Annotated in this window: 22 protein-coding genes; 11 read left to right on the forward strand and 11 right to left on the reverse strand. The window is 70.4% G+C overall.

The features are described from left to right. Positions 1-83: 83 nt before the first annotated feature. The 3 genes from FV234_RS12620 to FV234_RS12630 form a co-directional block, all read right to left on the reverse strand. A complete protein-coding gene (locus FV234_RS12620; RefSeq protein WP_147829624.1) occupies positions 84-332 on the reverse strand; it encodes a hypothetical protein in 249 nt (82 codons plus the stop codon). A 227-nt stretch (positions 333-559) separates the two neighbouring features. Next, on the reverse strand, positions 560-1,780 hold the full coding sequence (trpB, locus tag FV234_RS12625) for a tryptophan synthase subunit beta (RefSeq protein WP_147750547.1): 1,221 nt from the start codon (positions 1,778-1,780) through the stop codon (positions 560-562). 227 nt (positions 1,781-2,007) lie between these two features. Next, positions 2,008-3,003: a cytochrome c family protein gene (locus FV234_RS12630; protein WP_147750546.1), complete on the reverse strand. Its 996-nt coding sequence runs from the start codon at positions 3,001-3,003 to the stop codon at positions 2,008-2,010. A gap of 369 nt (positions 3,004-3,372) precedes the next feature. Between FV234_RS12630 and FV234_RS12635 the strand changes: the two genes are divergently transcribed. Further along, the gene (locus tag FV234_RS12635; protein WP_147750545.1) at positions 3,373-4,116 is read left to right on the forward strand and encodes a 3-deoxy-manno-octulosonate cytidylyltransferase; all 744 of its coding nucleotides are present in this window, start codon (positions 3,373-3,375) and stop codon (positions 4,114-4,116) included. A 7-nt stretch (positions 4,117-4,123) separates the two neighbouring features. After that, on the forward strand, positions 4,124-4,984 hold the full coding sequence (locus tag FV234_RS12640; RefSeq protein ID WP_147750544.1) for a prephenate dehydratase: 861 nt from the start codon (positions 4,124-4,126) through the stop codon (positions 4,982-4,984). A gap of 1 nt (position 4,985) precedes the next feature. On the opposite strand, the gene FV234_RS12645 is transcribed toward FV234_RS12640, so the two are convergent. Beyond that, on the reverse strand, positions 4,986-5,711 hold the full coding sequence (locus tag FV234_RS12645; RefSeq protein ID WP_147750543.1) for a tyrosine-protein phosphatase: 726 nt from the start codon (positions 5,709-5,711) through the stop codon (positions 4,986-4,988). Positions 5,712-5,887: 176 nt separating this feature from the next. On the opposite strand from FV234_RS12645, the gene FV234_RS12650 reads away from it, so the two are divergent. Next, positions 5,888-6,394 (forward strand): GNAT family N-acetyltransferase, encoded by a 507-nt coding sequence (locus tag FV234_RS12650; RefSeq protein WP_147750542.1) that lies wholly within the window; start codon positions 5,888-5,890, stop codon positions 6,392-6,394. 114 nt (positions 6,395-6,508) lie between these two features. Further along, the gene (gene ppa / locus FV234_RS12655; RefSeq protein WP_147750541.1) at positions 6,509-7,045 is read left to right on the forward strand and encodes an inorganic diphosphatase; all 537 of its coding nucleotides are present in this window, start codon (positions 6,509-6,511) and stop codon (positions 7,043-7,045) included. Between the two features lie 415 nt (positions 7,046-7,460). On the opposite strand, the gene FV234_RS12660 is transcribed toward ppa, so the two are convergent. Next, on the reverse strand, positions 7,461-8,717 hold the full coding sequence (locus FV234_RS12660) for an FAD-dependent monooxygenase (RefSeq protein WP_147750540.1): 1,257 nt from the start codon (positions 8,715-8,717) through the stop codon (positions 7,461-7,463). A 204-nt stretch (positions 8,718-8,921) separates the two neighbouring features. Here FV234_RS12660 and tesB point away from each other — a divergent pair, with 204 nt between their 5' ends. The 4 genes from tesB to FV234_RS12680 all read left to right on the forward strand — a co-directional run bounded on the left by tesB (position 8,922) and on the right by FV234_RS12680 (position 13,796). Further along, positions 8,922-9,830, forward strand: a complete 909-nt coding sequence (gene tesB, locus FV234_RS12665; protein WP_147829626.1) for an acyl-CoA thioesterase II — start codon at positions 8,922-8,924, stop codon at positions 9,828-9,830. 310 nt (positions 9,831-10,140) lie between these two features. After that, positions 10,141-10,479 (forward strand): P-II family nitrogen regulator, encoded by a 339-nt coding sequence (locus FV234_RS12670; RefSeq protein ID WP_147728184.1) that lies wholly within the window; start codon positions 10,141-10,143, stop codon positions 10,477-10,479. A gap of 83 nt (positions 10,480-10,562) precedes the next feature. Beyond that, entirely contained in the window at positions 10,563-12,068 is a 1,506-nt protein-coding gene (locus FV234_RS12675) for an ammonium transporter (RefSeq protein ID WP_147750538.1), read from the forward strand. Positions 12,069-12,518: 450 nt separating this feature from the next. Beyond that, positions 12,519-13,796, forward strand: coding sequence for an outer membrane beta-barrel protein (locus FV234_RS12680; RefSeq protein ID WP_147750537.1), 1,278 nt, complete (start codon positions 12,519-12,521; stop codon positions 13,794-13,796). 127 nt (positions 13,797-13,923) lie between these two features. Here FV234_RS12680 and FV234_RS12685 read toward each other — a convergent pair whose 3' ends face one another. From FV234_RS12685 to trmD, 3 genes are all read right to left on the reverse strand, one after another. Then, entirely contained in the window at positions 13,924-15,093 is a 1,170-nt protein-coding gene (locus FV234_RS12685) for a phosphoserine transaminase (RefSeq protein WP_147750536.1), read from the reverse strand. 149 nt (positions 15,094-15,242) lie between these two features. Next, positions 15,243-15,428: a hypothetical protein gene (locus FV234_RS26205; protein ID WP_187275045.1), complete on the reverse strand. Its 186-nt coding sequence runs from the start codon at positions 15,426-15,428 to the stop codon at positions 15,243-15,245. A 204-nt stretch (positions 15,429-15,632) separates the two neighbouring features. Next, the gene (trmD, locus tag FV234_RS12690) at positions 15,633-16,349 is read right to left on the reverse strand and encodes a tRNA (guanosine(37)-N1)-methyltransferase TrmD (protein WP_147750577.1); all 717 of its coding nucleotides are present in this window, start codon (positions 16,347-16,349) and stop codon (positions 15,633-15,635) included. A gap of 119 nt (positions 16,350-16,468) precedes the next feature. Here trmD and FV234_RS12695 point away from each other — a divergent pair, with 119 nt between their 5' ends. Then, entirely contained in the window at positions 16,469-17,206 is a 738-nt protein-coding gene (locus FV234_RS12695; RefSeq protein ID WP_147750535.1) for a methyltransferase domain-containing protein, read from the forward strand. Positions 17,207-17,448: 242 nt separating this feature from the next. Here the strand turns inward: FV234_RS12695 and FV234_RS12700 are convergent, their stop codons facing one another. Then, entirely contained in the window at positions 17,449-17,685 is a 237-nt protein-coding gene (locus FV234_RS12700; RefSeq protein WP_306422439.1) for a hypothetical protein, read from the reverse strand. Between the two features lie 17 nt (positions 17,686-17,702). Then, on the reverse strand, positions 17,703-18,854 hold the full coding sequence (locus tag FV234_RS12705) for a helix-turn-helix domain-containing protein (protein ID WP_147829628.1): 1,152 nt from the start codon (positions 18,852-18,854) through the stop codon (positions 17,703-17,705). Between the two features lie 279 nt (positions 18,855-19,133). Between FV234_RS12705 and FV234_RS12710 the strand changes: the two genes are divergently transcribed. Both FV234_RS12710 and FV234_RS12715 read left to right on the forward strand, forming a co-directional pair. Beyond that, positions 19,134-19,844, forward strand: coding sequence for a Crp/Fnr family transcriptional regulator (locus FV234_RS12710; protein ID WP_147750532.1), 711 nt, complete (start codon positions 19,134-19,136; stop codon positions 19,842-19,844). Beyond that, positions 19,844-20,104, forward strand: a complete 261-nt coding sequence (locus FV234_RS12715) for a hypothetical protein (protein WP_147750531.1) — start codon at positions 19,844-19,846, stop codon at positions 20,102-20,104. Before FV234_RS12710 ends, FV234_RS12715 begins: the two co-directional genes overlap by 1 nt. A gap of 381 nt (positions 20,105-20,485) precedes the next feature. Here the strand turns inward: FV234_RS12715 and FV234_RS12720 are convergent, their stop codons facing one another. Further along, the gene (locus FV234_RS12720) at positions 20,486-21,508 is read right to left on the reverse strand and encodes an aromatic ring-hydroxylating dioxygenase subunit alpha (RefSeq protein ID WP_246686186.1); all 1,023 of its coding nucleotides are present in this window, start codon (positions 21,506-21,508) and stop codon (positions 20,486-20,488) included. Positions 21,509-21,627: the final 119 nt, after the last annotated feature.

Below are 21,627 nucleotides of genomic sequence, written 5' to 3' on the forward strand. Positions count from 1 at the left end.
TCGGATAACGAAGCTCGCTTCGATCGTAGCGGGTCCGGTTCTCAGTCGTCCACATCGGCAGCCTCCACACAGGCAGCCTTGAATCACAAACCCCTCACCTCACTCAATATGTCGCCGGACAGACACTCAATAGCTGCGGCTATTTCGTCGTGCAGCACATCGCCATCAAGCTCTGGATCGCTCAGATCGAGGCCCGCTGTCTTTGCGGCAGCCCTCAATTTCTCAACCTCATCAGCAGCCCAATCATCTAGCCGGGCGTCCCACCGAGCGGGATCATTCCGGATATTCGAAGCGATCCAGTCGCGCACAAAGCTTGATGCTTGCTCGGCCATACCCATCTCCTGATCGGCGGCAAGTATACGCCAGCGTTAGTTATCGCGCGACGGACCGGAACAGGAACGCGAGCCTCAACCGTTCGAAGTCGGATTTCGAACCGACCTACTACCCATCGACTCTATGACTTGTTGACTCGCCGTTTCTAGATTCCGGGCTCCGCTGCGCGGCCCCGGAACGACGGAGGGGATGTTTTGCGAAACCCTGTCCGCGAGACGAGGCCGCCTCAGAGCTTCGTCCCAAAGATCTCCGCCACCTGCGGGATGTCCTTGTCGCCGCGGCCGCACAGGTTCATCACCATGAGGTGGTCGGCGGGCTTGTTCGGGGCCATCTCCAGCACCTTGGCCAGCGCGTGGGCCGGCTCCAGCGCCGGGATGATGCCTTCCTGCATCGAGCACAGCTTGAACGCGCCCAGCGCCTCCTGGTCGGTGGCCGAGAGGTAGGTGACGCGGCCGGATTCGTGCAGCCACGCGTGCTCGGGGCCGATGCCCGGATAGTCGAGGCCGGCCGAGATCGAGTGCGCGTCCGCGATCTGCCCGTCGTCGTCCATCAGCAGGTAGGTGCGGTTGCCGTGCAGCACGCCCGGCCGGCCGCCCGAGAGCGAGGCCGCGTGCAGGCCGGAGGACACGCCGTGCCCGGCGGCCTCGACGCCGAAGATCTCGACCTCGCGGTCGTCGAGGAACGGGTGGAACAGCCCCATCGCGTTCGAGCCGCCGCCGATGCAGGCCACGAGCGAGTCGGGCAGCCGCCCCTCGGCCTCCAGCATCTGCTCCTTGGTCTCGCGGCCGATGATCGACTGGAAGTCGCGCACCATCGCCGGATAGGGATGCGGGCCGGCGACCGTGCCGATGCAGTAGAACGTGTCGGCGACGTTGGTGACCCAGTCGCGCAGGGCCTCGTTCATCGCGTCCTTGAGGGTCTTGGTGCCGGACTCGACCGGGATCACCTCGGCGCCGAGCATCTTCATCCGGAAGACGTTGGGCGCCTGGCGCGCCACGTCGACGGCGCCCATGTAGACGACGCAGGTCAGGCCGAACCGGGCGCAGAGGGTCGCGGTGGCGACGCCGTGCTGGCCGGCGCCGGTCTCGGCGATGATCCGCTTCTTGCCCATCCGCCGGGCGAGCAGGATCTGCCCCAGCACGTTGTTCACCTTGTGCGAGCCGGTGTGGTTCAGCTCGTCGCGCTTGAAGTAGATCTTCGCGCCGCCGCAATGCTCGGTCAGCCGCTCGGCGAAGTAGAGCGGGCTCGGCCGGCCGACATAGTGCTTCAGGTAGCCGTCCATCTCGGCCTGGAACGTCGGGTCGGCCTTCGCCGCGGCGTAGGCCTCCTCCAGGGAGAGGATCAGCGGCATCAGCGTCTCGGCGACGAAGCGGCCGCCGAAGATGCCGAACCGGCCGCGCTCGTCGGGGCCGGTGCGGAACGAGTTCGGAGGGGGAGACAGGGTCACGGGTCGCGTCCTTGTTCGCGAGGGTGGGGTCGCGACGCGGTGATCGCGATGGGCCGTCCGGGTGCGGGGCGCACCGGGCGGGCCGTGTGGGGTCGGGTTTGCGGTCAGATCGCCCCGCGGGTCAACACGCGCCGGCGCATGGCGGACGGGGCCGACCGTCGCGGCGGGAAACGAAAAGGCCGGGCGTCGCCGCCCGGCCTCCGTCGTCCGATCCCGTTCGGGCCGGGCTATTGCGGCTTGTCGGCCGGGACCCCCTGCACGCTGCCGTTGGCCTTCAGGTCCTGGGCCTTCTGCTCGGCCGCAGGGTCGGCCTTGGCCGGCGCGTCGGTGGTCGCGGGCGCCGGCGGCGCGGTCGGCGCGGGCGCCGTGTCGGAGGAGGGCGACGGCCCGCTGCTCTCGGGCGCCGACTTCTGCTCGACCGCGTTGCGGTTCTCGGACCCGGCGCCGGCGGGCGCGCCCGGCGGCTTCTCGGTGACGGGCTTGTCGGTCTTCACGTCGGCGGGCTTGGCCGGGCTGTCCTTGCCCTCGGAGGCCTTGCCGGCGGCCGGCTTCTCCGAGGTCGGCTTGTCGGCCGGCTTCTCGGCAGCCTTCGCATCAGCCGGCTTCTCGGCGGGCTTGGCGGCGTCCGCGGGCTTCGCCGCGTCGGCCGGCTTGGCCGCGTCCGCAGGCTTGGCCTCCGCCGCCTTCTCGGCCACCGGGAGCGGCTTCGGGCTGTCCGACAGGGTGTGGAGGTAGGCGATGACGTTGGCGCGTTCCTGCGGCGACGAGATGCCGGCGAACGCCATCTTCGTGCCCTTCACGTAGGCCTTCGGGCTGGTGAGGAATTCGTCGAGGTCGGCGTAGGTCCAGGCGCCGCCCTTCTCCTTCATCCCGGCCGAGTACTCGAAGCCCTCGTGGCCGCCCTTCTTGCGCTCGACCACCTCCCACAGGTCCGGGCCGACCTTGTTCGGGCCGCCCTTCTCGAAGCTGTGGCAGGCCTGGCAGGCCTTGGTGCCGCCCTGGCCCTTCTCGACGTTGGCCGAGGCCAGGCGCACCGCGATCGGCTCGACCTTGGCGGCCTCGGGCGCGGCGGCGCTCTCTTCCTTGGCCTCCGGCAGGTCGTAGCCGGCCTTGCCCGCGGGCTTGGGGTGGTAGATCAGCTCGGCGACGAAGCCCGATCCGGCCACGAACAGCAGGGCGCCGAGGACCGCACCGGCCACCTTGTTCAGCTCGAACGAGTCCATGCTCTCTTCAACTCCTGTCGCGCTGCGCGGCGGGCCGGCCCACGCCCGGCGTGCCAGCGCCGGACTTTGGAAGATTTCGAGGGTGCTTAGCCGCTCCAAGCCGACCTTGACAATGGCGGATCGGGTGACGACGGCCACACGATTGGTCGCACGCCGCCCGCCACCCAACGCGCCCGGGCGCCCTCGGGTGCCCGAACCGGGCCTGTGGCGTGCCCCCGCGGGGCGTTTGGCGTACACCCAGCGGGGCGTACGACCGCGCGCCGGCGCCTTCGATGACAAGGCGGCGGGCGCCTGTTAAGCACCCGTCCGCGGCCGGATCGCTGGCCCCAAATCGCCGCCTCAAAGTCGCTCGCCCGAGATCGCCGACGGATGTCCGATCCCCTCGTCCTGATTCCCGCCCGCCTCGCGGCGACGCGCCTGCCGAACAAGCCTCTGGCGCTGATCGCCGGCGAGGCGATGATCGTCCACGTCTGGCGCCGCGCGGTCGAGGCCGGCATCGGCCCGGTGGTGGTCGCCACCGACACCGCGGAGATCGCCGCCGCGGTCGAGGCGGTGGGCGGCGTCGCGGTGATGACGCGGGCCGACCACCCGTCGGGCTCCGACCGGCTCGCCGAGGCCCTGGAGATCGTCGACCCGCAGGGGAACCACGACGTCGTCGTCAACGTGCAGGGCGACCTGCCGACGATCGACCCGCGCGCCATCGGCGCGGCGGTGGCGCTGCTCGCCGACCGGGCGGTCGACATCGCGACGCTGTGCGCGCCGATCACCGATCCGGCCGAGGCCGACGACCCGAACGTGGTCAAGCTCGTCGGCCACACGGTCGGGCCGGAGCGCCTGCGCGCGCTGTACTTCACCCGTGCCCGCGCTCCGTGGGGCGACGGGCCGCTGTTCCACCATATCGGCCTCTACGCCTACCGCCGCCGGGCGCTGACGCGCTTCATGGCGCTGCCGCCGGGCGAGCTCGAGACCCGCGAGAAGCTGGAGCAGCTCCGCGCCCTGGAGGCCGGGATGCGCATCGACGCCGCGATCGTCGACGACCTGCCGCTCGGCGTCGACACCCCCGCCGACCTGGAGCGCGCCCGCGCCCTGCTCGGCGCCCGCCGCCTCAACTGACGATCCGATGACCGATCCGAAGACCATCAGCTACCAGGGCGAGCCCGGCGCCAACTCGCACATCATCTGCGCGGAGGCCTACCCGGACTGGACGCCGCTCCCCTGCCCCACCTTCGAGGACGCCTTCGCGGCGGTCACCGAAGGCCGGGCGCAGGCCGCGATGATCCCGATCGAGAACTCGATCGCGGGCCGCGTCGCCGACATCCACCACCTGATCCCGACCTCGGCGCTCCACATCGTCGCCGAGCACTTCCTGCCGATCCACTTCCAGCTGATGGTCCTGCCGGGCACGAAGCTGGAAGACCTCAAGTCCGTCCACACCCACGTCCACGCGCTCGGCCAGTGCCGCCGCATCATCCGGCGGCTCGGCCTCAAGGCGGTGGTGGCCGGCGACACCGCGGGCGCCGCCCGCGAGGTGATGGAGGCCGGCGATACGTCCCGCGCGGCCTTGGCGCCGGCTCTGGCGGCGGAGGTCTACGGCCTCGACATCCTCGCCCGCGATGTCGAGGACGAGGCCCACAACACCACCCGGTTCGTGGTGTTCCGGCCCGACGCCCTGCCTGCGGCTTCGGACGACCGGCCGATGGTGACGAGCTTCGTCTTCCGGGTGCGCAACATCCCGGCGGCGCTCTACAAGGCGCTCGGGGGCTTCGCCACCAACGGCGTCAACATGTCGAAGCTCGAGAGCTACATGGTCGACGGCGAGTTCACCGCGACGCAGTTCTACGCCGAGGTCGACGGCCACCCCGAGGAGCCGGGGCTGGCCCGGGCGCTCGCCGAGCTGGCGTACTTCTCGCGCGAGCTGCGGATCGTCGGGACCTATCCGGCCCACCCGTTCCGTGACGCGGCGCGGCCGGCGGCGGAATAGCTCACTCCCGCCCGATCACCCGGTCGACCACCACGTCGGACCAGAAGCCCGGCCGGAAGCCGCGCTTCAGCGCCTCCGGGTCGTAGACGGTCTCGACCCAGGTCAGGAAGTCGAGGCCCCGCGCCTCCCCCTCGATGCGATAGCGCGCGAAGAACGCGTCGAGGATGCCGGTCTTGGCGAAGCGGAAATGGCCGTAGCGGGCCGAGAGCTGGCGCGCCGCCTCCGCCACCGGGCGGTTCTCGTGCAGGATCAGGTAGAGGGCGGCGCCGAGGCCCGCCCGGTCCGCGCCCGACTTGCAGTGCATCACCGCCGGGTATTCGAGGCCGGCGAAGAAGTCGCGCGCCGCCAGGATCGTCTCGCGCGAGGGCGCCTCGCGGGAGCGCAGCACGAACTCGACGAGCTTGAGCCCCTGGCGCTCGCAGGCCTCGCGCTCCAGCGGCCACGAGCCGTGCTCGCGCCCGCCGCGGAGCGAGACCACCGTGCGCACCCCCTCGGCGCGGAAGCGCGCGAGCTGGTGCGGCCCGGGCTGGGCCGCGCGCCACATCTTGCCCGTGCCGACGGGATGGCGGTTGAGGTAGGCCATCCGGAAGATGCCGTGGTCGACGAACAGCATGTTCGCCCAGGCGCCGAGGCGTGCCGGCGCGCCGCTGATCGGGCGCGCGAAGCGCTCGATGCGGGCCATGCGGCGGGCGTAGCGGGTCTCGGGGCTGAGGAAGCGGTTGAACACGGGCTCTCGGGGCTGCGTCGCGGGGCAGGCCCTATCACCGCACCCGGTGGGCGGCAATTCGGCATCGCCCTTGCCTGTCGTCGGCTGCCTTCTGTTCGCCCCGATCGCGGGAGAACCTGACGGCCCGACGCGGGTTGCCCCTCGCGAACCGCACGACCGAACGGAAGGGTCCGGCCATGAGCACCCGCACCACGAGCATCCGCCGGGCCCGCAACGCGGATGTCGGCGCGCTGTCGGCGGTGTTCGATGCGGCGTGGCGCGAGGCCTATCGCGGGATCATCCCGGGCGTCGCCCTGGAGCGGCTGATCGCCCAGCGCGACGGCGCGTGGTGGCGCGCCGCGCTGAGGCGCGGGCGGCCGATCGCGGTGGTCGAGACCGCCGACACGGTGGTCGGCTACGCCGGCTACGGCCGGGCCCGCAGCCGGTCGCTCGGCGTCGAGGGCGAGGTCGACGAGCTCTACCTCCGGCCGGAATACCAGGGCGTGGGCCTCGGGCGGCGCCTGTTCCTGGCGGTGCGCAACGACCTGGCCGACCACGGCCTGACCCGGGTCGGCGCCTGGACGCTGGAGGACAACGCCCGCGCCGCCGAGTTCTACGCGGCCTTGGGCGGTCGGCCCGGCCCGCGGGCGCTCGACCGCCTCGCCGGCGTGCCGCTGCCCAAGGTCGGCTACCTGTTCGGCTGACGCTTCTCCGCGTTCGTCGCGGGCGGCGGCGCGGCCCGGATTTGCTTCGGCGCCGAGGCGCTTTAAGAGACCGGCCCAACGGGGCGAGGCCCCGATCCACGGGACGCCAGCGCCATGATCATCGACAACATCTCGATCGGCAAGAATCCGCCGCACGACGTCAACGTCATCATCGAGGTGCCGCTCGGCGGCGAGCCGATCAAGTACGAGATGGACAAGGAGGCCGGCGCGCTCGTCGTGGACCGCTTCCTCTACACCCCGATGTTCTACCCGGGGAATTACGGCTTCATCCCGCACACCCTGTCCGGCGACGGCGACCCCTGCGACGTGCTCATCGCCAACACCCGCGCCGTGCTGCCGGGCGCGATCATGAGCGCGCGCGTGGTCGGCGTGATGGTGATGGAGGACGAGGGCGGCGAGGACGAGAAGATCATCGCCGTGCCCTCGCGCCACCTGACCAAGCGCTACGACCGGATCGAGAACTACACCGACCTGCCCGAGATCACGATCGAGCAGATCCAGCACTTCTTCGAGCACTACAAGGATCTCGAGCCCGGCAAGTGGGTCAAGTTCGTGCGCTGGGGCGACAAGACCGAGGCCCACCGCCTGATCCAGGAAGGCATCGACCGCGCCACCAAGGCCAAGGGCTGAGCTGCAAAGGCCTGAGGGAGTTCCGCGCGGCCTGATTCGAAGGCCGCGCGCCTCCTCCCTCCCCCCGCAGACGGGCTCCCGTAGTCACACATGTCGTCACGGCCTCGGACGACCCGCGGGTTCCCCTCTCCCCGCGGGCGGGGAGAGGCCTGCACGGACCTCGTCGTCCGTGCGGGAAGCGAAGGCGAAGCCGCAGCGGCGGTGAGGGGGAGCTTCCGAAAGAGCCACGTCCGGCGTCGCCCCCTCACCGTCGGCTGCCGCCTCGCTTTGCCGACGACGAGGTCGGCAAAGCCCTCTCCCCGCATGCGGGGAGAGGGGATGCGCGTAGAGTGCATCGCCAGAAGCCGGGATGTCTGAATTCCGTCGGCAGAGCGGCGGGGAAACCGAGCGCGTTACCGCCACGACCTGAGGCGCCTCACAGCGCCTCGCCGCGCAGCAGCCGCGGTTGGGTGCCGCGCGAGGCGGCGGCCTCGCCGACGAAGAAGCGCTTGAGGCCGGGCAGTCGGTCGACGAGGCCGAGGCCCAGGTCGCGGGCGATGCGGACCGGCAGGGCGTCGTTCGAGAACAGGCGGTTGAGGCCGTCGGTGGCCGCCGCCATCGCCAGCGTGTCGAACCGGCGCGCCCGCTCGTAGGCGACGAGCACGTCGGCCGCGCCCGGATCGAGCCCGAGGCGCAGGGCGCCGGTGACCGCCTCCGCCAGCGCCGCCGCGTCGGCGAGGCCGAGGTTCAGCCCCTGGCCCGCGATCGGATGGATGACGTGGGCGGCGTCCCCCAGCAGCGCCAGGCGCTCGCCGTGGAAACGCCGGGCGATGCCGAAGGCGAGCGGGTGGGCGCTCGGCCCCTGCTCCAGCGCCAGCTGCCCGAGCTGAGGCGTGAACCGCCGCTCGATCTCGGCCAGCACCGCGTCGGGCTCGCCCCCGAGCAGGGCGTCGACGTCGGCGGCCCGCTCGGTCCAGACGATCGAGGAGCGGTGGCCCTGCGGCCCGTCGGCCAGCGGCAGGATCGCGAACGGGCCGCTCGGGAGGAAGTGCTCGGTCGCCCGGCCGCCGTGCGGGCGGGCGTGCAGTACCGTCGCGACGATGCCCACCTGCGGGTACGACCAGCCGACCCAGCCGATCCCGGCCGCCTCGCGCAGGCGCGAGCGCGCTCCGTCGGCGGCCACGAGCAGGGCCGTCCGCAGGTCGCGCCCGTCGGCGAGCGTGGCGCGGATGGTGTCGCCGTCGGGCGTCGCGCGGGCGATCCCGACCGGCTCCAGCGCGACGCCGGCCGCCTCGCAGGCCGCGCGAAGGGCTTCCACAAGCGCCTCCGCCTCGACCATGTGGGCGAAGGGGCCGTCGGCGTCCCGCGGCGTCTGCGCGAAGGTGAGGAAGACCGGGCGCACCGGGTCGGGGAGCCGGCTGTCGCTGATCGCCATCTCGGTGATCGGTGCGGCCGCCGCCCCGAGCCCGTCCCAGATCCCGAGCCGCTCCAGCATGCGCCGGCCGCCCGCCGCGATGGCGAAGGCCCGGCCCCGCTGCCGCACGGCCGCCTGCGCGAGCCCCGGATCGCAGACCGTGACCGCGAGCGCATCCCCGTGCGCCTGGCGCAGGGCCAGGGCCAGCGACAGGCCCGGGATGCCCGCGCCCGCGAGCAGCAGGTGGCGGCTGCCCGGGCGGGTCGTCGAACCCCTCATCGCCTCGTCCTCATCGTTCGTGCATCCCGCCTCGCGGCGTCCCGGCAGTGACACCGCTTCCGCCCGCAGGCAACGCCCGGCGCGGGCGGGCGGTCCCGGAGTGGCGCCGTCGCAGGCCGAGCGCGATGGCGGGCGCGATGGCGAGGCGGGCCGTGCGGATGCTATGGCGGAGGCGTCCCCGCCGAGAAAGCCCGCCGCACCGCCATGCCGTCCGATCCCGTCCTGCCGCCCGAGCCGGCCTCGCCGACCAACTCCGACATCGTCGCCGAACTCCTCGCCATCCTCGACCTCGAGCGGCTGGAGACCGACCTGTTCCGCGGCGTCAGCCCGCAGAACGGCTGGAAGCGGGTGTTCGGCGGGCAGGTGGTGGGGCAGGCGCTGGTCGCCGCGACCCGCACGGTGCCGAGCGCCCGGGCGCCGCACTCGCTCCACGCCTACTTCCTCCTCGGCGGCGATCCCAGTGTGCCGATCGTCTACGAGGTCGAGCGCATCCGCGACGGCCAGAGCTTCACCACGCGCCGGGTCAAGGCGATCCAGCACGGCCGCGCGATCTTCGCGATGACCGCCTCGTACCAGGTGACGGAATCCGGCCACGCCCACCAGGCGGCGATGCCCGAGGCGCCGCCGCCGGAATCGCTGCCCGACACCAAGTCCCTGCTCGCCAAGGGCGTGCCCGGCATCCCCGCGGCGGTGGCCGGCTATTTCGGCCGTCCCCGCCCGATCGAGCTGAAGCCGGTCGACCTGCGGCGCTACCTCGAAGGCGGGCCGCAGGCGCCCCTGTGCAATGTCTGGCTGCGCGCGGCCTCGACGCTCCCCGACGACCCGGCGATCCACCAGGCGGTGCTCGCCTACGCCTCGGACATGACCCTGCTCGACGCCACGCTGATCGCCCACGGCCGCTCGGTGTTCGATGCCGACATCCAGTCGGCGAGCCTCGACCACGCCCTGTGGTTCCACCGCCCGTTCCGGGCCGACGACTGGCTGCTCTACGCGCAGGACAGCCCCAACGCGGCGGGCGCCCGGGGTTTCGCCCGCGGCCAGATCTTCTCGCGCGACGGGACGCTGGTGGCGTCGGTGGCGCAGGAGGGCCTGATCCGCCCGCGGTCGGCCTAGTTTCGCGCCAAACCCTTCGGCGGCGGCCTTGGTGGCCGTTCGATTGAGCTTCGATCGAGCAAGATGCCTGCTCAGGAGGCATCTACTGCTCAGCTTGCGCCCGCCGCCGCGCCAGTGCGCGACCAATGCGTGTGCATTCGGGACGGATGCGAAAAGGTTCCCGAAAACGTCGGCCCTGGCATAGTCCTTGAATGACGGCCCGGCGATCGCGGGGCCATTCCGGCCCTGCGCGACCATTCCCGGACCGGGGCCCCCTGCCGAGCGTCGGCTGCGGCGGACGGTTCCCAAGCCACAGCAGGGGGCGCCACCCATGAAAATCGTGATGGCCATCATCAAGCCGTTCAAGCTGGAGGAGGTGCGCGACGCGCTGACCGGCATCGGCGTGCACGGCCTGACGGTGACCGAGGTCAAGGGCTACGGCCGCCAGAAGGGCCACACCGAGATCTACCGCGGCGCGGAATACGCCGTGAGCTTCCTGCCCAAGCTGAAGATCGAGGTCGCGGTCGCCGCCGACCTGACCAGCACGGTGATCGACGCCATCGCGGGCGCCGCCCGCACCGGCCAGATCGGCGACGGCAAGATCTTCGTCATGCCGCTGGAGAAGGCCGTCCGGATCCGCACCGGCGAGACCGACGCCGACGCGCTCTGAGCGGCCGGCGACAGACGCCGTCCCTCCCTCCATTCTGCCTCGCATCCATCCTGACAGCACCGCGACCCGGGAGTCTCGTGTCCATGAAACTTCGTAACGCCCTCGCGCTCGGACTGGGAGGGGCCGCGCTCGCCCTCGTCCTCGTCGAGCCGTCCCTCGCGCAGACGCCGGTGCCCGAGGCGGCCTCCGCGCCCGCGCCCGCCGCCCTGGTGCCCAACAAGGGCGACACCTCCTGGATGCTGATCTCCTCGGCCCTCGTGCTGATGATGAGCGTGCCGGGCCTGGCCCTGTTCTACGGCGGCCTCGTGCGCACCAAGAACATGCTCTCGGTCCTGACGCAGGTCTTCGCGATCGTCTCGATCGTCTGCCTGCTGTGGGTGTTCTACGGCTACAGCCTCGCCTTCACCAACGGCGGCGGCATCAACGACTTCGTCGGCGGCTTCTCGAAGGCGTTCCTGAAGGGCGTCGACCCGAACTCGACCGTCGCGACCTTCTCCAACGGCGTCGTCATCCCGGAATACGTCTACATCTGCTTCCAGATGACGTTCGCGATGATCACCCCGGCCCTCATCGTCGGCGCCTTCGCCGAGCGGATGAAGTTCTCCGCGCTCGTGGTGTTCACCATCCTCTGGGTGACGCTGATCTACTTCCCGATGGCGCACATGGTCTGGTACTGGGGCGGCCCGGACGCGGTCGGCAACGCCGCCAAGGCCCTGGCTGCCGCCACCGACGACGCCTCGAAGGCGACCGCGCAGGCGGCCCTCGACGCCGTCAACGCCGACGCGGGCTTCCTGTTCAAGAAGGGCGCCCTCGACTTCGCCGGCGGCACCGTCGTGCACATCAACGCGGGCATCGCCGGCTTCGTCGGCTGCCTGATGCTCGGCAAGCGCATCGGCTACGGCCGTGACCTGCTCGCCCCGCACTCGCTGACCATGACCATGATCGGCGCCTCGCTGCTCTGGGTCGGCTGGTTCGGCTTCAACGCCGGCTCCAACCTCGAGTCGAACGGCACCACGGGCCTCGCCATGATCAACACCTTCGTCGCCACGGCGGCGGCGGCGGTGTCCTGGCTGTTCGTGGAGTGGGCGATGAAGGGCAAGCCGTCGCTGCTCGGCATGGTCTCCGGCGCCATCGCCGGCCTCGTGGCCGTCACCCCGGCGTCCGGTTTCGCCGGCCCGATGGGCTCGATCGTCCTCGGCCTCGTCGCCGGCGGCGTCTGCTTCGTGATGTGCTCCACCGTGAAGAACGCGATCGGCTACGACGACTCGCTCGACGTGTTCGGCGTGCACTGCATCGGCGGCATCCTCGGCGCCCTGGCGACGGGCATCCTGGTCGACCCGAAGCTCGGCGGCGTCGGCATCCCCGACTACGCGACCAAGCCCGGCGAGATGGTGCTCGGCACCTACGACATGATGAGCCAGTTCATCATCCAGGCGGAGGCCGTCGGCCTCACCCTGCTGTGGTCGGGCGTCGGCTCGGCGATCCTGTACAAGCTCGTGGACCTGACCATCGGCCTGCGCGTGACCCAGGACGAGGAGCGCGAAGGCCTCGACATCGCCGACCACGGCGAGCGCGCCTACAACTACTGAGCCGTCGACGTCCCCGAGACGTCCAAGGAAGCCCCGGTGCCCCGCACCGGGGCTTCTTTCGTTCCAGCGAGCCGCCGGCGAGCATGCCCATCAGCCCTCCGACGGGTCCGCCGACGGGTCCGCTCGGCGAGACCGGTGCGGAAGCCTGATCCCGAGGCAGGCGATCGCGCCGCGGACCAGTCCTCCGGCGTCGAGCGATTCGCCGATGCAGTCGATCCCGGCTCGTTCCGCCGCCGCTTGGTAACGATGCGTTAACGAAGCGGCACGGAATTCCGGAAGATCAACTCCTGACGGTGCGTTCGGCTGTGGTGCGACGGCAACACATCTTGGCGATAGAACTGTCCAGCTCTGGATTGCCTCTTTGCTAGGCAATTGCCCGCAAGATGTTTTTGCGGAGGTTGGGAACTTTCGGCACCTTGGCCGCAGCAAAAAACAAACGGGGCTCGGACTATGACCTTGAAGCTGTTCCTCCAGGGCGCCACGGCGTCGATCGCCACGCTGCTCTGCGTCGGACAGGTGTCGGCCGCCGACCTGTCGGCTCGGCCCGCCCCGCCGCCCGTGCCGGAAGCCTGCAAGGTCGCGATCACCTTCCCGGCCTATGGCGGCGTGATCAAGCAGAACCCGAACCCGAGCTGCTTCACCATCGGCGGCCTCGGCGAGATCTACGTCGGCGGCGCGGTGACCGGCTACGCCTACACCCAGACCAACCCGTTCAACACGCTCGTCACGCCCCCCGGCGTGCCCAACGACCGCGCCGGCCGCGTCGACTTCTCGAACCTGCAGGGCTTCATCCAGAAGGCCGACGGCCCGTTCCAGTTCTACGTGGCGGTCGGCGCCTACACGATCCCCGGCCTCGGCGCGCCGATCTACAGCGCCTTCGACCAGACCGACCTGCTCTTCACCCCGGTCTCGATCGCGTTCGGCAAGTATCAGATCAACGACGAGTGGTCGCTGCAGGGCGGCCGCATGCCGACCAACATCGGCTCGGAGCTGCCGTTCACCTTCCAGAACCTGAACATCTCCCGCGGCCTGCTGTTCAACCAGGAGAACGTGATCAACCAGGGCGTGCAGGTGAACTACGCCAGCGGCCCGTGGGCGGCCTCGCTGGCTGCGACCGACGGCTTCTTCTCGGGCGAGCTCAACTGGATCACCGGCCTGATCACCTACAAGATCGACGACGCCAACACGATCGGCATCAACGGCGGCACGCACTTCAGCAGCTTCAACTCCGGCCTGCAGAGCCTGCGCTTCCAGTACGCCACCCCCCTGGCGCTGCAGAACAGCAGCATCGTCAGCCTGAACTACACCTACGCGGCCGGCCCCTGGATCGTGACGCCCTACATCCAGTACACCAACGTCGAGCGCAACGCCGCCTTCGGGCTCAACGGCGCCGAGACCTTCGGCGGCGCGATCCTGGCGAGCTACGCCTTCACCGACAACTTCGCGCTCGCCGGGCGCTTCGAGTACATCGCCCAGACCGGCAGCCGCTTCAGCGTGATCCCCGCGACCTCCGTGCTGTACGGCCCGGGCAGCGAGGCGCTGTCCTTCACCGTCACGCCGACCTTCACCTTCGGCCAGTACTTCCTCCGCGGTGAATACTCGCGGGTCGAGCTCTACGACATCAGCCGCGGCAACCTCGCCCTCGGCACGCTCGGCACCGGCTTCGGCCGCACCGGCAACCGCACCTCGCAGGACCGCTACATGGTCGAGACCGGCATCACCTTCTGAGGCCGGCACCGCGCGGGACCGCTCATCCGGTCCCGCACTTGCGACCGAACGAAGAAGGGGCGGCGCCGATGCGCCGCCCCTTCTTCGTCTGCGCCTCGTCCGGCCTGCCGGGCGAGGCGGTCCGCGCTCAGGCGGCCTGCGTCAGCGCCGCCTTCTGCTGGGCGAAGGCCCAGTCGAGCCACGGCGTCAGGGCCTCCAGGTCGCTCCGCTCCACCGTGCCGCCGCACCAGATGCGCAGGCCGGGCGGCGCGTCGCGGTAGGCGCCGATGTCGAGGGCCACGCCCTCGCGCTCCAGGGTCTCGACGATGCCCTTGGCGACCCGCTCCACCACGGCGTCGCCCAGCGCGAGCACGTCCGCGTCGGCGATGACGAGGCACACGCCGGTGTTGGAGTAGGTCGCCGGGTCGACCGCGAGGTTGGCGATCCAGGGCGTGCGCGCGACCCAATCGTGGATCACCTTCGCGTTCCCGTCGGCCCGCGCGTGCAGGGCGTCGAGCCCGCCGAGCGATTGCGCCCAGGCGAGCGTGTCGAGGTAGTCCTCGACCGCGAGCATGGAGGGCGTGTTGATGGTGTCGCCGGAGAAGATCCCCTCGATCAGCTTAGCCCCCTTGGTGAGGCGGAACACCTTCGGCAGCGGCCAGGCCGGGACGTGGCTCTCCAGGCGGGCGACGGCGCGGGGCGAGAGCACCAGCATGCCGTGCGCCGCCTCGCCGCCCATCACCTTCTGCCAGGAGAAGGTCACGACATCGAGCTTGTCCCAGTCGAGCGCCTGCGCGAAGGCGGCCGAGGTCGCGTCGCAGATCGTGATGCCCTCGCGGTCGGCGGCGATCCAGTCGCCGTCCGGCACCTTCACCCCGGCGGCGGTGCCGTTCCAGGTGAAGACCACGTCGTTGGCTTTCGTGTCGATCGCCGACAGGTCGGGCAGCACGCCGTAGGGCGTCTGGTGGATGCGGGGGCTGATCTTGAGCTGCTTCAGGGTGTCGGTGACCCATTCGGAGCCGAACGCCTCCCAGGCCGCCACCTCCACGGTCTTCGGCCCGAGCATCGACCACATCGCCATCTCGACGGCGCCGGTGTCGGAGGCCGGGACGATGCCGATTCGGTAGTCGGCCGGCACCCGCAGCACCGCCCGCGTCAGGTCGATCGCCTGCTTCAGTTTGGCCTTGCCCGCGGGCGAGCGGTGCGAGCGGCCGAGCGGCGCGTCGGCCAAGGCCGCCGGCGTCCAGCCGGGGCGCTTGGCGCAGGGGCCGGACGAGAAATGGGGTAAGCGCGGGCGTGTGTCGGGTCGGCGCAACATCAGATCCATCCTTACAGATGGGCGCACCTCGTCGGGGAGGCGTGTCCCGCCGCCGGGATGCGCCGATCCGAGCATCGGCGCAATCATGGGGGGCTTGGAAAAATCTTCACCGGGCGTCCCGGTTCGGCGCCCCCGACGCCGGTCCGGCATCAGATCGGCTCGGATACCGGAATGAAGAGGCCACGAATACAACGCGGATTTCGCACCGCGATCTGCGTATGGCTCTTTTGCTTGAATCCCGACCCGGGATAGAGTTCGCCGCCCTCGGTAAAAATTCCCCTCACCGTATCGTAGGGTTCGAGGTCCAAGTCTTCGTCGCACGATTGATCGATCATGCGTGAAGGTGGTTGATGACGGCGCAGTCCAAAAACCGAAGCAGCTGATCGGAATGCTGGTCGTTCTTAATGTTTTTGTTTTTTGGCAGAGGAAGGTCCGGCGAGCCTGAGGTCCTATTGAGATCTCCGTCGGACTCGCAACCGACGATGCGAAAGATCGGCACGCGATCTCGGTTCTTCGACCATTCGGACGTGACGGACGCACTACCCGCGCGGCTTCCCCATCAGATCCGGCCGGCGCTCGGCGGTGATCCGCTCGGATTCCGCGCGGCGCCAGGCGCGGATCGCGCCGTGGTCGCCGCCGGTGAGGACGTCCGGGATCGTGCGGCCCTCCCAGTCGCGGGGCCGGGTGTAGTGCGGGTATTCGAGGCGTCCGCCCTCAAAACTTTCCTCGTCGCCCGAGGCCGCCTTGCCCATCACGCCGGGCAGCAGGCGCACGCAGGCGTCGACGAGGGTGATCGCCGCGATCTCGCCGCCCGAGAGCACGTAGTCGCCGATCGAGACCTCCTCGAGGCCGCGCCCCGCGATCACCCGCTCGTCCACCCCCTCGAACCGGCCGCAGACGATCACCGCGCCCTCCCCCGCGCTCAAGGCCCGCACCCGCACCTGCGTCAGCGGTCTTCCGCGCGGGGACATGAGCAGGCGGGGCCGCGCGTCGTCCGGGCCCGTCGCCGCGTCGATCGCCGCGGCGAGCACGTCGCAGCGCAGCACCATGCCGGCGCCGCCGCCGGCCGGGTTGTCGTCGACGTTGCGATGGCGGCCGAGCCCGTGCTCGCGGATGTCGCGGGCCTCGCAGACCCAGTCGCCGCGGGCGAGCGCGCTCCCCGACAGCGAGGCGCCGAGCGGCCCGGGAAACATCTCGGGATAGAGCGTCAGGATCGTCGCCCGCCAGGGGCGCGCGTTCGGCGTCGGGGTCGTCATGGTCGAGGTGGTCATGGTCGGGGCGGTCATGGCCGCTTGATGGCGCCGCGACGCCTGCGCGGTCAACGCCGCGGCCGACACCACGGCACTTGGTGCCGCCCTCGCGCGTTCGGACTGCGATGATCAGATCCGCTTGCGCCGCCCTCCTCGCCCTGACCTTCGCGGCGCAGGCCGCCGAACCCCTCGGGCCCCCCGGCGCGCCGGCCGCGGCCTTCCCGAAACCCGACCGGCCGGTGGCCGAGATCGTGGCGGCGCAATGGGCGCTGGAAAAGGACCGCGAGAAGGCCGACGAGTTCGGGCAGGTCGCCCGCCTGATGGGCTTCAAGCCCGGCGAGACGGTGGCCGACGTCGGCGCCGGCAGCGGCTACTACGTCACGCGGCTGAGCCCGCTGGTCGGGCCGCAGGGCCGCGTGCTCGCCGAGGACGTGACGCCGCGCTACCTCGCCGACCTCGAGGCCCGCCTGCGCAAGGCGGACCTGACCAACGTCACGGTGGTGCGCGGCGAGCCGCACGACCCGCGCCTCGCAGCCGACTCCGTCGACGCCGCGATCCTGGTGCACATGTACCACGAGATCACCCAGCCCTACGGCCTGCTCCACAACCTCGCCGCCGCGATGAAGCCCGGCGGCCGGGTCGGGATCGTGGACGCCGACGACATCCCGTCGCGCCACGGTACGCCGCCGAAACTCCTGCGCTGCGAGCTGTCGGCCGCGGGATATCGCGAGACGAGTTTTTCGGTGCTCGACGGCGGCGTCGGCTACCTCGCGGTGTTCACGGCGCCCGCGGCGGGCGAGCGGCCCGACCCGAAGGCGATCGTCCCGTGCAAGGACGAGGCGACGCGAGGGAAGGCGCGATAGGGGTGGCTTCGGCCGCCGAGACGGCGGCTTCGCGACCCCTCGCAGAGCCTCGCAAGTCCGCTTCCGGGCGTCTCGAGGATGCGAGCCGACGGCCGTGCCGGGTTGAAAGCCGTTCCACGAAGCGGCTGCACACGACGCTTCTGGGCGTGTGAGACCCGATCCGGTCGATCCCTTCGGGATGGCGGATTCGGGCTTCCCTCGGGCGCCGCGCGGGCTGGCCCGATCCGGCCTGTCGATCGGCGCTACGAACCGATGTCGCCGATGCCGGCGAGGCGCGCTTCGATCCAGGTTTGCGCCGCGTCGAGGCTGGCGAAGATCGGCGCTCGATAATCATCGACGCGGCCGAAGCCCGCCTCCAGGAACCACTTGCCCGCGTCCTCCCCATGCTGCTCCGACAACTGCACCAGGATCGCAGCCAGAAACCCGTCGGCGAAGACGAGCCGGCTTTCCTGGTCGTCGCTTCCCGTGGCGACCTGCACAGGCTGTAACTGAAGGGTCATGCCGCAACACGCTCCCCCAGATGCAGGTAGTTGGCCTTGAACTCGGCCAACGCCTTGAGGCGCGGGAGGTCGAGGATGGTCAGTCGGCGATAGCGGAGTTCGATCAGCCCCCGCCGCCGGAGTTCCTGCAGCGTCCGGTTGAGGTGCACGTTCGACAGGCCGGTGGTGTCGGCCAAGACCTCCTGCGTGAGCGGGAGGTCGAAGCTGTTGTTCTCGACCAGTCCCACCACCTGGAGTCGGACCCGAAGCTCACACAGCAGATGCGCGAGCCTCTCCAAGGCCGAGCGGCTGCCGACGTTGACCAGCCACTCGCGCAGCGTCGCCTCGTCCACCAGCGTACTCACCCGGAACGCACGCGCGATCTGAGGATGATGCTCCATCACCTCGGCAACCGTCTCCGGTGCGATGCGGACCACGCGGCAGGCGGACAGGGTGGTGATCGCGTGGTCCATTTTGTCGAGCAACGCCACGTCGAGGTCGCAGAAGTCGCCCGGCACGAGGTAGGCGGTGATCTGGCGGGCGCCGGTCGCCCGCACCTTGTGGCGGCAGGCGATGCCCTCCAGGATCAGGAACACGCCCTCCGGCGCGTCGCCCTCGCGGACGAGGTCGGTCTGCGACGGGACGATCCGGGACGGAGCGCTGATCCGCTCCAGCACCGCCATGTCGGCCTCCGACAGGGGCGCGAAGCCCTTGAGCTTGCGCACGAGCGGATTGTTCCAGCCGGTCGCAGCCTTGGACAGCCGGAGCGGTGTCGGCGCCTCGGCGCTGACAGGTGCGGCGCTGGAGAGGGCGAGTTCGTCCAACAGGGTCACCACGTCCCAAGGCAGGGCGGGCTTGATCAGCCACGGCGCGTTGCGAAAGCTGGTGGCCGCCGGCTCGTCGCGGTGGATGCCGGTGTGGACGAGGAAGGGGATCTCCCGCTGGCGCAGCTCGCGCGACAGGGGGATGCAGGGTCCGTCCCGCAGCTGCACGTCGAGGACGGCCAAGGTCGGCTGCTCGCGCTCGAGGATCTGCACGGCGTCCGCCGTCGTCGCGCAGGGGCCGAGCACGCGGTAGCCCGCCGTCTCCAGCGCTTCGCTGAGATCCATGGCGACGACCGCATCCGGTTCCGCGAGCAGTACGGACGGCTGCTGACTCATCGGATCCATGCATAGCTCCCGTTCACTGCGCCGCAGAGCCAATTGCCGATCGCATGGTTCCAGCACCTAAGTTATAAACGGTGCTCCATCGTATTTGATAGATATCTCTTGCTCTTGGTGTGGTAGCCAACACACCGTCCAGCTGCGTTTCACATAAGTTAAAGCTTAGTCCTGACATTTGACTAGATCGAAGATGCTCGGATACTTCGTCCGTCGTCTGCCGGTGGTTCCGGGCGCAGTCGCTTAGGAGACCACCGTGCTCTTGCCCTTCCCGCGCAAGAGAGCGCCGTGTCCCAGCCTCAGCAAGCCACCGTCCGCAACCGCCTGCTGAAGGCCCTGCCTGCCGACGATTTCGCGCTGCTCCAGCCGCACCTGCAGCGCTTCACCGCCGAGCTACGCCAGACGGTGATCGCGCCCGACGAGCCGATCCGGTCGTTGTTCTTCCCGGAGAACGGCTTTTCCTCGATCGTCAGCGGAAGCGCCGGCAAGGTCGAGGTCGGGTTGATCGGCCGCGAGGGCCTCGTCGGCGCCTCGCCCGTACTGCTCGGCGGGGATCGGACGCCGTTCCACCACTTCATCCAGTCCGCGGGCGAGATGCTGGCGATCGGCATCGCGGATCTGGAAGCGGCCGTCGACGCGAGCCCATCGTTGCGCAAGCTGCTGCTGCGCTACGTCCAGACCCTGATCCTCCAGACGGCGCAGACCGCCTTCGTCAACGCCGCGTACAACATCGACGTGCGCCTCGCCCGCTGGCTGCTGATGTGCCACGACCGCTTGGACGGCGACGACCTCGCGCTCACCCACGAGTTCCTCGCTACGATGCTGGGCGCGCAGCGCAGCACCACCACCCTGGCCATCCAAGCCCTGGAGGGGCACGGCCTGATCCGTGCGCGGCGAGGTCGCATCACGATCCTGGATCGCCCGGCGATGGAGGCGGTTGTGGAGGAAGGCTACGGCCTGCCCGAGCGTGAGTATGCGCGGCTGATCGAGAGTACCTGATGCCCCGGTTCTTCTTCAACGTTCGACACCGCGACGGCGTCTCGGGATTGGCGATCGATGAAGAGGGTGACGAGCTCGCCGACGTGGCGGCGGCCCGGGAGCACGCCCTGTCGGTCGCCCGGAAGATGATCGCGCAGGACCGCCTGACGATGATCCGCGACTGGATGGTGTGTTCGTTCGAGGTCACCGACGAGGCCGGCGACCGGGTGCTCACGGTGCCGTTCGGCGACACCGTTCCGCAGGAGGACGGTTTGGAGTGAACCCGTCGGATCGTACCCTGCGACGCCCGTGAAGCCGCCGCCCGGTCCATGGAACGTCGACAGGGGTCGCAGGCGGAACGTCCGAGACGGCCGCCTCCGCTCGATCGAAGCGGAGCCCGTCTCAGGCCAGCCCGGGCGGCGCCTGAGCGAAGCCCGGATCCGCCATCCCGCAGGGATCGACCGGATTTGGTCTGACTCGCGACGACAGGCCGAAGGCCGCTTCCCGCACGGCGCGGAGCCCGCTCCCGAAGACGAGCGCGAGAGCATCGTCCAGGGCCTCCGGATCACGGAGGACGCCCTATCTCGTCGTGGGGTCGAATCTCTTCGCGCGAGCCGGCATCCGCCCGGCTTGAACACGCCGTGGGTCTCCCCCGACATCCCTCACGAGCGCCAGCGCAGCTCCCGCGTCTCCAGTGGGTTTTCGAACGGGCGGCCGGCGCGGGCGGCTTCCAGCGCCTCGCGCTTCAGGCGGAAATACCATTGCGAGGGCAGGTCGCCCTGGCCGAACAGCACCATGGTGGGTTTCCGGTCGAGGCCGGCCTGGGCGTGCTGGAGCACCTGCTGGTCCTGGGTCAGGAACTGGCGCATCAGCGGGCGGGCGACGGGCTTCAGCAGGTTGAGGCCGGGGATGTTCCAGTAGAGCGCGTTGGTCAGCAACGTGCGGTTCGCCGTCAGCGGCGTCGCGAAGGTGTAGTTCGCGAGGCGCTTGGGCCCCGCCGTGATCCGCTCCAGGCGCACGCCGGGGAGGCGGAACTCGATCTCGACGTCGGGCACCCCGCCGAGCAGGCGGTAGACCGGCGAGCTCGTCGTCGTGGCGTGGCTCGACATGACGAAGCCGTGCGGCACCGGCCGGAAGGTCTTCTTCTTCTCGCGCAGTTCTTTCGACGGCCGGAACCACCAGGAATCGTGGACGAAGGCGACGTGGCCGGGATCGACGAGGCTCAGCGTCGTCAGGTCGAACGAGGCCTCGACCACGAGCTCGACCACGAGGGAGCCGACGGGGTCGAAGTCGAGGGCCGGCAGGGAAGCGGTCTCGCCCGGCGCCCCGAGGTTCGGGTTGACCCAGACGAAGCCGGCGCTCTCGACCACGGGGAAGCGCTGCACCACGATCTTCGAGAAGTCGGCCGCGTCGTGCTCGGAGAGCGTCGGCACGTCGCGGCAGCGGCCTTCGGTGGAGAAGCGCCAGCCGTGGAACGGGCAGACCAGCTCGGCGCCGTCGAAGCCGCCCTTGGACAGCGCCATGCCGCGGTGGGGGCAGCGGTCGCGGAGCGCGAAGGGCGCGCCCGACGCGTCGCGCCCGATCACGATCTGCTCGCCGTTCAGCTCGACCGCGCGCAGCGCCTTGCCCGTCAGCTCCGAGGCCTGGCCGACGCAGTACCACGCGTCCGGCAGCGGCCGGCGCATCGCGTCGGGGTCGAGGGCCTCGTCGGCGGCCGGGTCGCGCGCGGGACCGGTCGCGTGAGGGGCGATCGAAGGGGCCGCGACGGGTGAGACGGACATGGGGTCTCGCAACGGTTCGGGGG

The sequence above is a fragment of the Methylobacterium sp. WL8 genome (assembly GCF_008040045.1).
Lineage (GTDB): Bacteria > Pseudomonadota > Alphaproteobacteria > Rhizobiales > Beijerinckiaceae > Methylobacterium > Methylobacterium cerastii.